Source organism: Sphingopyxis sp. (genome assembly GCF_036675685.1).
Taxonomy (GTDB): Bacteria; Pseudomonadota; Alphaproteobacteria; order Sphingomonadales; family Sphingomonadaceae; genus Sphingopyxis.
Window position 1 is genome coordinate 127,066 of sequence record NZ_JAKFEM010000005.1, and the last position, 12,561, is coordinate 139,626.

Consider the following 12,561-nt stretch of genomic DNA (forward strand, 5'->3'; position numbering starts at 1 on the left):
ACCGCTCCTCGAGCCCTCACATCACGGGAATGGCCATCGAGGCCGGAAAGGAACATTATGACTGTCATCAACACCAATGTGAGCGCGCTTCGCGCCCAGAATAACTCGCGTGTTGCCGAACGCTCCCAGTCGCAGGCGATGGAACGCCTGTCGAGCGGCAAGCGCATCAACAGCGCCAAGGACGATGCTGCCGGCCTTGCCATCGCCACCCGCATGGACGCCAGCGTCCGCGGCCTGAACCAGGCTGTGCGCAACGCCAATGACGGCATTTCGCTTGCTCAGACCGCCGAAGGCGCGATGGGGGGCATCTCGAACATCCTCGTTCGCATGCGCGAACTGGCTGTCCAGTCGGCCAACGGCACGAACGCCGCGACCGATCGCACCGCGATCCAGACCGAAGTCACCGCGCTGCTTTCGCAGATCGGTGATATTGCGACCCGCACGACCTTCAACGGCACGAACCTGCTGTCGGGTGGCGCGAGCATCGACATCCAGACCGGCACGGCTTCGGGCCAGACAGTCAACATCGCGATCGGCGACCTCACCGCCACCGGTCTCGCCGTCGATACGGTCGACCTGTCGACGGCCGCCGGCGCCGCGACGGCTCTGGGGCTGCTCGATACGGGCATCCAGACCGTTGCCACGCAACGCGCCAACCTTGGTGCACAGCAGAACCGCCTTGAATCGGCTGTCGACAATTTGACGTCGACCGTCACGAATCTGGCAGCCGCCAAGTCGCGCATCGAAGACACCGACTTCTCGGCGGAATCGACGAAGCTTGCGGCTGCCTCGATCCTGTCGCAGGCGTCGACCGCGATGCTCGCCCAGGCGAACCAGAGCCAGCAGGGCGTGATGAACCTGCTCCGCGGCTAAAAATCCGCGAACCCATTTCAGGCTATATTCGGTTGGTCCCTTAGATAGCCTGATTCGATGCCCCGGCCCCCACAGCCGGGGCATCATCTTTTTCTGTTTCGCGTGAACCCTTTTCATCCACGCCTCTCCGGCAATCACGACTCTAATGAAAATCCCGCGACTTGGGCAGGATGCGGACGTTGCGTGGGTGTCCATGCCTTTGGGCATGGCCGGGCGGGGTTTGCGGCTCATCGGCGGGAGAAATGACGGGCGGGCGCGATTCGCCAAGCCGGTCGAGCATCGCGGTGCGATCGACGATCCGCGTCGCCATCAGGTGGATCACGCCTTCCTTGCTCCGCTGCACCTCGCCTTCGGCGAGCATCAGCCGCGACGCCATGACGGCACGGCGATAGCGTTCGAAATGGCGCGCCCATAGCAGGATGTTGACGATCCCGCCCTCATCCTCGAGCGTGATGAAGACCGCATTGCCCTTGCCCGGACGCTGGCGGATCAGCACGACGCCGGCGGTGCGGACGATCGATCCGTTCTTCGCCGCTGCAACCTCGGTACAGCTCAGCACGCCCGCCTTTGCAAAGGTGGGGCGCAGGAACGCCATAGGATGGCCCTTCAGCGACAGCCGCATTGTCTGGTAGTCGGTCAGCACATGCTCGACGAGCGGGGTGGGGGGGAGCTGCGCATCCTCCTCGAGGCCCAGTTCGTTTGCTTCGGCGGCGCCGAACAGCGGCAGCACGCCTTGCCGCACGCGCCGCGCATCCCATAGCGCGGGACGCCGTTCGAGCCCCATCGAGCGGCAGGCATCGGCATCGGCGAGCAGGCGCAATGCGCGCGATGGCAGATTGGCGCGGCGCGCGAGTTCCTCGACGCTGGCAAAGGGCGCGGTCCGCGCATCGGCGATCTGCTTCGCCCATTCCTCGCGAAACCCGTCGACCTGCCGGAAGCCGAGCCGCAGTGCGAGGGCGCCGTCGGTGCGCCGTTCGAGGCTGTTGTCCCAACCGCTCGTGTTCACATCGACCTCGCGCACCTCGACCCCATGCTCGCGCGCATCGCGAACAAGCTGCGCGGGGGCATAGAAGCCCATCGGCTGCGAGTTCAGGATCCCGCAGGCGAAGACCGCAGGGTGATAATGCTTGATCCACGACGAGACATAGACGAGCCGCGCGAAGGATTGGGCGTGGCTTTCGGGAAAGCCATAGCTGCCGAAGCCCTCGATCTGCTTGAAGCAACGCTCGGCGAAATCCTGCTTGTAGCCTCGACGTACCATGCCGCCGATCATCTTCTCTCGGAAATTCTCGATCGTGCCGACGTTGCGGAAGGTCGCCATCGCTCGGCGCAGGCCGTTCGCTTCTTCGGGAGTGAAATCGGCCGCGACCATGGCCAGCTTCATCGCCTGTTCCTGAAACAGGGGGACGCCGAAGGTTTTGCCCAGAACATCATGCAATTCGTCCGGTGGGTGCGGTGGAGACGGCTCGGGGAACTCGACTGGCTCTTCCTTGTTCCGTCGTCGGAGATAGGGATGGACCATGTCGCCCTCGATCGGACCCGGGCGGACGATCGCGACCTGCACCACCAGATCGTAAAAGACTTTCGGTCGCAGGCGCGGCAGCATGTTGATTTGAGCGCGACTTTCGACCTGGAACACCCCGATGCTGTCGCCCTTGCACAGCATGCCGTAAACGGCGGGATCGTCAGCATCGAGATCGAGTTCCAGCGTCTTGTCGCCCAGACCATGCTCGCGCATCAGGTCGAAGCATTTGCGGATGCAGGTGAGCATGCCGAGCGCGAGCACATCAACCTTCATCAACCCGAGCGCGTCGATATCGTCCTTGTCCCATTCGATGAAGGTGCGGTCGTCCATCGCGGCATTGTGGATCGGCACCAGCTCGTCGAGCCGTCCTTCGGTGAGCACGAAGCCGCCGACATGCTGCGACAGGTGGCGCGGTGACTTCAGCAATTCGCCGACAAAGCGGTGCAGCCGCTCGATTTCGCCATTGTGCGGATTCAGCCCGGCTTCGACGAGCCTCTCGACCGGCACCTCGTCGCCCCAGCTTCCCCAACTCGTGTCGGCGAGCCGTGCCGTCACATCCTCGCTGAACCCCAGCGCCTTGCCGACCTCGCGAATCGTGCTGCGCGGGCGGTAATGGATGACGGTCGCGGCGATGGCGGCGCGGTCGCGGCCATAGCGGTCATAGATATACTGGATGACCTCCTCGCGCCGTTCATGTTCGAAATCGACGTCGATGTCGGGCGGCTCGTCGCGCTCGGCCGAGACGAAGCGCGAGAAGAGCAGGTCGTGCTGCATCGGATCGACGGAAGTGACGCTGAGCAGGAAGCAGACGATCGAATTGGCCGCCGAGCCGCGGCCCTGGCAGAGGATCGGCGGCTTCTGCGACCGGGCGAAATGGACGAGATCGTGGACGGTGAGGAAATAATAGACATAGCCCCGCTTTTTGATCAGCCGGAGTTCGTCGGCGATCAGTTTGCGGACTTTTGGATCGCGCTTCGTCCCATAGCGCTTCGCCGCCGCGGTCTTCACCAGATGATGCAGATAGGGAAAAGGCTTCCAGCCCGGCGGGACCGGCTCGTGCGGATATTCGTAGCGCAGGTCGTCGAGGCGGAAGGCGATGCGTGCGAGCAGCTTCGTGCTTGCCTCCATCGTTTCGGGGTGATTGCGGAACAGCCGCTTCATTTCCGCAGGCGCCTTCAGATGGCGTTCGCCATTGGCGCGAAGCAGCTTGCCGGCTTTCTGCACGGACGTGCTCTCGCGGATGCAGGTGATGATGTCGTGGAGCGGGCGCTGCGCGACGGCCGCATAAAGCGCGTCATTGGTCGCGAGCAGCGGGACGCCGGTTGCCGCCGACAGTCGCTCAAGCTCGACCAGTCGCCGTGCGTCGGCGCCCGACCGCGGCATCGTTGCCGCAAGCCATACCGATTTCGGCCTGGCTCGTTTGAGCGTGCGGAGCAGCGTTTCATCGCCGCCCATCGCAATCAGCAGCAGGTCGTGGCAATGAGCCAGAAGATCTTCCAGCTCGAGGATGCAGTCGCCCTTTTGCGCGCGCAGGTTGCCGGTCGAGAGCAGCCGCGTCAGCCGGCCCCACCCGTGGCGCGTTGCCGGATAGGCGACGATGTCGGGCGTGCCGTCGGCGAAGGCCAATCGCGCGCCGACGACCAATTTGAAGTCCGGCATCGCCTCGCCGAGCTTGACCTTTCGTTCCTTGAGGAACGCCCATGCCCGCACCACCCCCGCGACGCTGTTGCGGTCGGCGATGCCGATGCCGGGCATGCCGAGGCGCATCGCCTCCGCCACCATGGCAGCGGGGTGCGAGGCGCCGCGCAGGAAGCTGTAGTTGGTCGCTGCGACCAGTTCGGCGAAAACGGGTTCGGGCTCGGGTTCGGGGGTAAGCGCCTCGCTCATGCGAACAGCCCGTGGATGTACCAGCGCGGGTCGGCCTTCTCTTCGTAAAGCCCGTGGCGGAAGAGCCAGTAGCGGCGGCCGCGGTCGTCCTCGACGCGGTAATAGTCGCGGGTCAGGCCGGCATTGTCCTTGCGCCGCCACCATTCGGCGGCGATCCGCTCGGGGCCTTCGTAGCGGCGGATTGCGTGGAGCATGCGGCGCCAGCGGAAACGGTGCGGCGGCCCGTCGGGCACCTCGGCGAGCACGTCGATGGGTTGCGGCGGGTCGAAGAGATAGAAAGGCCGCGTCGGCGGTTCGCCAGGTTCGGGCGTCGGCCAGGGCAGCAGCAGCGGTGCGTCGATTGCGGGCAGCGCGAGCTGCGCCTGTTCGGGGATATGGGTGTCGGCAGGGCGCAGCCGCCGGACGCGACCACGCCCGAGCCGGATCGCGAGCCGGTCGACGAGTTCGTCGGTTCCCGCTTCGCGCACTGCGCCACCCTCGAGCTGGAGCTGCGTCGCGGCAAGCCGCTCGAGCCGCGGCACGGCGAGGCGGATCATGTCGAAACCGAAGCCGGGGTCGAGCGGGTCGCGCAAGCTATCCATCCGCTCGGCGAACAAGCGCATAACCAGCCTCGCGTCGCGCGTCGAATGACCAGTCTCGATCTCGATGCTGCGGGCAAGCCCGTCGCTGCGAAAGAAGGTCGCGCGGAAATGCCGCCCGCCCTTGCCGTGCCCGGCGAGGTCTTCGATCGCTTCATCGGCGAGTTCGGCGAGGATCTTCGAGGCATGGGTGCTACTGGCAATAGGTTCGGCAAAGCGGCGCTCGGTGACGACCGGCGGCGGCGCAATCCGCGGATCGAGCGGGCTGGGCGCGTCGCCCAGGATGCGGCGCAGCGCGGTCGCGGCGCCGGCACCGAAGCGCGCGGCGATATTCGCCATTGGCCGCGCCGCAAGGTCGCCGATCGTCTTGAGCCCGGCGCGTAGCAGCGCGGTCGTCGCCTCGGCCTCCAGTTCGAGCGCCGCGACGGGGAGGCGGCGGATCGCCGCAGCCTCGTCGGGTGCCGGCAGCGCCTGATACCGCGCGAGCGCGCGCGCGGCATCGGCGGTGGGGCCGAGCGCGTGGCGCAGCGTCATACCGAGCCGCGCCAGCCGCATCTCGAGATCGGCGACCAGCTCTGCCTCGCCGCCGAACAGATGCGCGGCGCCCGCGATGTCGAGGATCAGCCCGTCGGGGGCATCGAGCGCGACGAGCGGCGTATAGCGCGCGCAGCCCTGTGCCAGCCGGTCGAGCCAGTGCTCGTCGGCGGCGGGGGCGTGCGGGACGATGGCAAGTTCGGGCACCCGTGCCCGCGCGTCGGCGAGCGGCATGCCGACGCTGAGCCCCAGCGCCTGCGCGCGCGCGTCGACGCGCGCAAGGCGCATCGCCCCACGCTGCTTCTCGGTGAAAACGAGCGGGGCGTCAGGCGGCTGCGGCGCTGTGCGAAGCCACCGCTCGGCGGGCAGCCAGGGGAAGAACAGCGCCAGGTAGCGCCGCTTCGCCGAAGCTTTGCCCGAAACTTTGTGCGTCATGGTTCCAGTCCAGTCGCCAGCGCAGACCGGCGGGGCCGGCGCGCCAGCGCAGCAGTTCGAGGTCGAAAGCCGGCGCCCCCGGTGCATTGGCCTCCAGTTCGCGCGAGGGGGCGGCGGCGACGCTCCAGCGCGTTTCGGCGACGCTCGGTGTCGGGGCGGCATTGAGGCGGAGCATCAGCAGCACCGTCCCCGCATCGCGCGCGCCGAGCGCGAGGCGGCGTCCGGCGGTGAGGTCGAGCAGGGGGAATTTCCCCCAGCTTTCGACGATCACCGCCGCCGATCCCGCGCAACGCACGGCATCGTTGGCGCAGGCGAGCAGCATCTTGGGATCTGGCGTCTCGACGAGAAGCAGCCGGTCGGGATCGCCGCCAAGTTCGGCGATGCCGGGCGCATAGATTTGGCCGGTGCGGCGCCCGGCATCGGCGGTGCGCAGCCAAAGGAGCGGCGCCTTGCCCGGGGTGCGAAAGGCGAGCAGCGCGGCGACCGCCGCGGCGCTTGTCGCGTCGAGCGCATCGGCGGCGAAAAACTCATGGCATCGTCCGATCGCCAGCCCGCCGCCCAGCGCGTCGTCGAAGGATGCGTGTCCGCTCGCCAGCCAGCCGTCGGCCCGGCGGCTTTCGAGACCGCCACTGGCGGTCAGCCGGGCGATGCGTTTGCGCAGCCCGGCGAGTTGGGAAGACGACTCGCGCATCATTTGTTCCTGATATGTTCTATTAGCGCTTTTGAGGCGGCGCTTGTCAAGGCGTCGAACGCAGCGCCAATTTGTTTCGCGCGAAGACGCGAAGAGGCTGGTTCGGGCCGACAGACCCATATTCTCTTCATCGGTGCGGTCGGTCGCAAGGCTGGAAAAGAAGACCGCTTCGCGGCAAGCCACAACCTCTTCGTGCCTTCGCGTCTTCGCGCGAAATTTTTAGCGCGGCGTTGCTGCCTCAGTTCCCGCGTTGCTGTCGCCGCCAAGGGCCCGGAACAGCGCGATTCGCGTCTGGACGAGCAGGAGCTGCGTACCGATCTCGCCGCGCCGCGCCGCATAAAGGCTGCGCTGGGCATCGAGGCTGGAGAGGAAGCTGTCGACCCCGCCCTTGTAGCGCGCGTCGGTGAGCGTCGCGGTGTCGGCCGCGGCTTCGCTATTCGCCGCCGCGGCGCGCACGCGTTCGGCGATGGTGCCCTGTACCGCGAGGGCATCGGCGACTTCGCGGAAGGCGGTCTGGATCGCGCCTTCATAGCCTGCGAGTGCGGCATCGCGCTGCGCCTTGCTCACGTCCACGCCCGCACGGCGGCCGCCGGCATCAAAGATCGTCGCGGTAGCGTCGCCGCCCGCCGACCAGTTGAAGGCCCCGCCATCGAACAGCCCGCCCAGTGCGTCGCTGGCAAAGCCGAGCAGTCCGGTGAGCGAAATCGACGGGAAGAGCCGCGCGCGCGCGACGCCGATGTCGGCATTCGCGGCGCGCAGGCCATATTCGGCCTCGATCACGTCGGGGCGACGCAGCAATATTTGGGAACTGACCCCGGCGGGCAGTGGGGCGATTGCCGGCGTCACTTCGGTCAGGCTCGCGGGCAGCAGCGTCCGGTCGACGTCGCCGCCGACGAGCAGGCGGATCAGATTCTCGTCCTGCGCGAGCGCGCTCGTCTGCGCGGCGATCGCATCCTCGGCGGTTGCCAAAATCTGTTCGGCTTGCCTGAGGTCGGTGCGCGGCGCGACGCCGCCGTCGAGGCGGGCGCGGGTCAGCCGGACATTCTCGCGCGCATTGGCCGCGGTATCGCGCGCGATCGCGAGCAGGTCGCGGTCGGCGCCATAGGTTGCCCAGGCTTCGGCGAGGTCCGCGATCAGCGCGACGCGCACCGTGCGCGAGGCGGCCTCGGTCGCGAGCGCGCGATTGCGATCGGCTTCGGTTGCGTTGGCGAGGCGGCCGAACAGGTCGATCTCGAAGGCGGTGACACCGCCGCGCAGCGAGAAATCGCCGCTGCCGTTTCCGCTGCCGCTATCCGAATAGCCCGCCTCGGCGCTGACCCCGATTTCGGGGAATTGCCCCGCGCGGGTGATGCGCGCCTGCGCGCGGGCGGCGGCGACATTGGCGTAGGCGACGCGCAGGTCGCGGTTGTTCGCGAGCGCCTGGTCGGCGAGCGCCTGCAGCCGCGGATCGGTGAAAACGCTTTTGTAGGAGAGGATCGGCAGCGCCGCCTCGCTCTGCAGCAGATAGGCGTCACCGACCGGCCAGCTTTGCGGCACCGGCGGTGCCGGCAGAACCGTCTTCGGTGCGAGCGAGCAGCCGGCGAGTATCAGCGCGCCCGCGAGCAGGAGAGTGCGGACGCCCTTCATGCCGGCGCCTCCTCTGCGCCCTTGTTCTTGCTGAAGCGGCTGCGCACTGCTGCAAGCCCGTCGCGCACCCCGCGGCGGACAAGCACGAAGAAGAGCGGGATGAAGAAGATCGCGAGAAAAGCCGCGGTCAGCATGCCGCCGATCACCGACGTGCCGATCGCGACGCGGCTGTTCGCACCGGCGCCGGTCGCGATCGCGAGCGGCAGCACGCCGAAGATGAACGCAAAGCTTGTCATCAGGATCGGGCGCAGGCGGATGCGCGCCGCTTCGACCGCCGCCTCGATCACGCGCTTGCCCTTGCGTTCTTCCTGCTCGGCGAATTCGATCATCAGGATCGCGTTCTTCGCCGCGAGCCCCATCGTGGTCAGCAGCCCGATCTGGAGATAGACATCATTTTCGAGGCCGCGAAGGTTCACCGCGAACACCGCGCCGATCAGCCCGAGCGGGATGACGAGGATCACTGCGAGCGGGATCGACCAGCTTTCATACAAGGCGGCGAGGCAGAGGAAGACGACGAGCAGCGAGATCGCGTAGAGCAAGGGCGCCTGCCCCGACGACAGCCGCTCCTGATAGGAGGAACCCGACCAGGCAACGCTGGTGCCCGGGATCTGCGCCGCCATCGCTTCCATTTCGTCCATCGCTTCGCCTGAGCTGGTCCCGGCGGCAGGTTGGCCCGAGATTTCGAACGCGGGGACGCCTTGAAAGCGCGAGGTGCTGCTGGGGGTGGTCGCCCAGCTTGTGCGGGCAAAGGCCGAGAAGGGCGACATCTCGCCGTCGGTCGAACGGACATACCATTGGCCAAGATCTTCGGGTGTGGCGCGATAGGGGGCGTCGCCCTGGACATAGACGCGCTTGACGCGGCCCTTGTCTATGAAGTCGTTGACGTAGCGGCCGCCCCACGCGGTCGAGAGGGTCGAATTCACATCGGCGTTGTCGATGCCATAGGCGGTCAGCCGCTGGGTATCGACGTCGATCTTGAGCGTCGCGACGTCGGGCAGGTCGCCGAGGCGCACCGACGTCAGCCTGGCGTTGGCGCTCGCCATCGCGAGCAGCCGGTCGCGCGCCGCGGCGAATTGCTCGCGGCTCATCCCGCTGCGGTTCTGCAGCTGCATCGTAAAGCCCGACGAGTCGCCGAGCCCGCGCACCGCGCCGGGGACGAGCGCGAAAACCTGCGCATCGCGGAGGCCGCTGAACGCCTTGCGCGCGCGGTCGACGATCGCGTTGGCGGTATTTTCCTGTCCCGGCCGGTCGTCCCAATGGGTGAGGTTGACGAAGCCTTGGCCCGTATTCTGGCCCGATGCACCGCCCCCGCCGCCACCGGCGATCAGGAACAGCGCCTGTGTATTCGCCTTTTCATGCGTCATGAAATATTTCTCGACCGCGTCGCGCACTTCGAGCGTGCGCGCCTGGGTGGCGCCGGCGGGCAGACGGAACTGGACCTGGACACGGCCCTGGTCCTCGTTCGGCAGGAAGCCGCTGGGGAGCCGCAGGAACAGGACGGCAAGCAGGACGAGGATGATCGCGTAGAGGCCGAGGAAAAGCCATTTGCGGTCGACCACCGCGGTGACGCTGCCGACATAGCGGTTCACCATGTTGTCGAAGCGCGTGTTGAACCCGTTCTTCGCGCGTTCGAGCGCGGCGCGCGCGCGCAGGAAGCGGCCGCCGGTCGCGGCTTCGCCATGGTTTTTGGGTTTGAGCAGGCTGGAGGTCAGCGCGGGGCTCAGGATCAGCGCGACGAGCACCGACAGCGCCATCGCGGACACGATGGTGATCGAGAATTGCCGGTAAATAACCCCGGTCGACCCGCCGAAAAAGGCCATCGGCAGGAACACCGCCGACAACACCATCGCGATCGCGATCAGCGCGACCTGCAATTCCTGCATCGACTGGATCGTCGCCTCGCGCGCCGACATGCCGGGATTTTCTTCCATCAATCGCTCGACATTCTCGACCACGACGATCGCATCGTCGACGAGTAGGCCGATCGCGAGCGTGAGGCCGAACAGCGTCATCGTGTTGATGCTGAACCCCGCCATATAGAAGATGGCGAATGTCCCGAGCAGCACGACGGGGACGGCGATCGCGGGGATAATCACCGCGCGCCAGCTTTGCAGGAAGACGAACATGACGAGGATCACGAGCAGGATCGCCTCGAACAACGACTTCTGCACCTCGCTCACCGACAATTTGATGAAGGCGGTCGCGTCGTTAGCATAGCTATAGGTCAGGCCGTCGGGGAAATCGGCGGCGAGTTCCTCCATCCGCGCCTTGACCCGGTCGGCGGTTTCGAGCGCGTCGGACCCCGGCGACAGCGAAATCGACATGCCCGCGCCGGGATGGCCGTTGATGCGGCTGACGACGGCATAGCTTTCGGCGCCGATTTCGACCCGCGCGACATCCTTGATCCGCACGCTTGATCCGTCGGGCAAGGTCTTGAGTACGATATTCTCGAATTCCGGAACCGTCTGCATTCGCGATTGCGCGGTGACGGTCGCGTTGAGCATCTGGTTCTGCGGTGCGGGCAGGCCGCCGACATCGCCGGCGGCGACTTCGCTGTTTTGCGCGCTGATCGCCGCAATCACATCGCTCGGCATCAGCGATACCGCGGCGAGCCGCTGCGGGTTCAGCCAGATGCGCATCGCGTGCGGCGCGCCGAAGATATTGACCTCGCCGACGCCCTCGACGCGCGACAGCGGATCCTGGATGTTCGACGCCATATAGTCGGAGACATCCTGGTTCACGCGCGTATCGGTCTCGTCATAGACGCCGACGAGCAGCAGCGTGTCCGAATTGGATTTGGTGACGCGGATGCCCTGGCTCTGCACCTGCGCCGGGAGGCGCGACAGCGCCGACTGGATCTTGTTCTGGACCTGCACCTGCGCGATGTCCGGGTCGGTCCCCTTGGCGAAGATCGCGGTGATGCTCGCCTGCCCGCGCGAACTCGACTGCGAGCTGAAATAGAGCAGACCGTCGATGCCCGTCAGCTGTTGTTCGAGCACCTGCGTGACGCTGTTCTCGATCGTCTCGGCCGAGGCGCCGGGATAGGTTGCGCGGATATTGACCTGCGCCGGCGCGATATCGGGATATTGCTCGATCGGCAGCGCAAAAAGCGCGCCCACGCCCCCCAGCATGACGATGATCGCCAGCACCCAGGCAAAAATCGGCCGGTTGATAAAGAGCCGCGACATGGGGGGTTATGTGCCCTTTTCTGTTGTCTTGGCCGCGGGTGCCCCCACCCGCTGCACACTGTTCGCCGGAACCGGCCGGATCGGTGCGCCCTGTTTCAGATTGCCGACCCCCTGCGTGATGACGCGCTCGCCGGACTTTAGTCCTTCGGTGATGACCCAGTTGGCACCGAGCGTGCGATTGGCGGTCACCTTGCGCCGGACCGCCTTATTATCCTTGCCGACGAGATAGACGAACGCCGACCCGTCGAAATCGCGCTGTACCGCGGGTTGCGGCACGAGGATCGCCGCCGGGTTGACCGCCTGGTCGAACAGCGCGGTCACGAACATGCCGGGCAGCAAGACCCCCTTGGGATTGGGAAAGCGCGCGCGCAGCGTGACGGTGCCGGTCGCTTCATTGACCGTGATGTCGGAAAACTGGACCGTCCCGGCGAAGCCATAGGCGCTGCCATCCTCCAGCCGCAGGCGTGCCGAGGCGCTGCCCGCGGCAACGCCGCCGCTTTCGAGCGCCTGGCGCAGCGTGGTGAGCTCGGCGCTCGACTGCTGCATGTCGACATACATCGGATCGGTCTGCTGGATGACCGCGAGCGGTGCCGCCTGGCTCGCGCTGACGAGCGCACCGGGGGTTGCGAGGCTGCGCCCGATACGGCCACTGATCGGCGCGGTGATCGTCGCGTAGCGCAGATTGATCCGCGCGGTTTCGAGCGCCGCGCTATTCTGTGCGACGGCGGCGCGCGCCATCCGCGCCTGGGCGAGCGCGTCGGTATAATCCTGCTCGGCGACCGCCTGCATCTTGGCGAGCGGCTCGAGCCGCCGCGCGCGCTCCTCGGCCGCCTGCGCGCTCGCGCGGGCGCTGGCGAGGTTCGCCGACGCCTGATCAACCCCCGCCTGATAAAGGCTCGCGTCGATCTGGTACAAAGGCTGGCCGGCGCGGACGAAGCCGCCCTCGGTGAACAGGCGGCGGCGGATCAGGCCGTTCACCTGCGGCCGTACTTCGCTGGTTTCGAAAGCGACGGTGCGCCCGCCGAGCGATGTGGTGACCGGCACGGCCTGCACCGCGACGCTGACATAACCGACCTCGGGCGCGCCGCGGCCGTTTTTGCTTTCGTCATCCGGGCCCGAGCACGCGCCGAGCGACAAGGTCGCGGCACACAGGGCTCCGGCCAGCAACGGCGACCATTTGTCCAGCATAGCAGGTTGTTCTCGTGTCGGTTCGCCGGGAGGCGG

The 12,561-nt window shown here is 66.8% G+C and carries 7 protein-coding genes; 1 reads left to right on the forward strand and 6 read right to left on the reverse strand.

The features are described 5' to 3' along the window. Positions 1-57: 57 nt before the first annotated feature. Positions 58-873, forward strand: coding sequence for a flagellin N-terminal helical domain-containing protein (locus tag V6M50_RS02860; protein WP_332817024.1), 816 nt, complete (start codon positions 58-60; stop codon positions 871-873). Between the two features lie 142 nt (positions 874-1,015). Here the strand turns inward: V6M50_RS02860 and V6M50_RS02865 are convergent, their stop codons facing one another. From V6M50_RS02865 to V6M50_RS02890, 6 genes are all read right to left on the reverse strand, one after another. Beyond that, positions 1,016-4,285, reverse strand: a complete 3,270-nt coding sequence (locus tag V6M50_RS02865; RefSeq protein WP_332817025.1) for an error-prone DNA polymerase — start codon at positions 4,283-4,285, stop codon at positions 1,016-1,018. Beyond that, entirely contained in the window at positions 4,282-5,832 is a 1,551-nt protein-coding gene (locus V6M50_RS02870; RefSeq protein ID WP_332817026.1) for a Y-family DNA polymerase, read from the reverse strand. Before V6M50_RS02870 ends, V6M50_RS02865 begins: the two co-directional genes overlap by 4 nt. Further along, positions 5,723-6,526: an ImuA family protein gene (locus V6M50_RS02875; protein ID WP_332817027.1), complete on the reverse strand. Its 804-nt coding sequence runs from the start codon at positions 6,524-6,526 to the stop codon at positions 5,723-5,725. The genes V6M50_RS02870 and V6M50_RS02875 overlap by 110 nt, the downstream gene beginning before the upstream one ends. 216 nt (positions 6,527-6,742) lie before the next feature. Beyond that, positions 6,743-8,149: an efflux transporter outer membrane subunit gene (locus V6M50_RS02880; protein WP_332817028.1), complete on the reverse strand. Its 1,407-nt coding sequence runs from the start codon at positions 8,147-8,149 to the stop codon at positions 6,743-6,745. Then, positions 8,146-11,337: an efflux RND transporter permease subunit gene (locus V6M50_RS02885; RefSeq protein ID WP_332817029.1), complete on the reverse strand. Its 3,192-nt coding sequence runs from the start codon at positions 11,335-11,337 to the stop codon at positions 8,146-8,148. Before V6M50_RS02885 ends, V6M50_RS02880 begins: the two co-directional genes overlap by 4 nt. Positions 11,338-11,343: 6 nt before the next feature. Then, complete coding sequence (locus tag V6M50_RS02890; protein ID WP_332817030.1) at positions 11,344-12,525, reverse strand: efflux RND transporter periplasmic adaptor subunit; 1,182 nt, start codon at positions 12,523-12,525, stop codon at positions 11,344-11,346. Positions 12,526-12,561 lie beyond the last annotated feature (36 nt).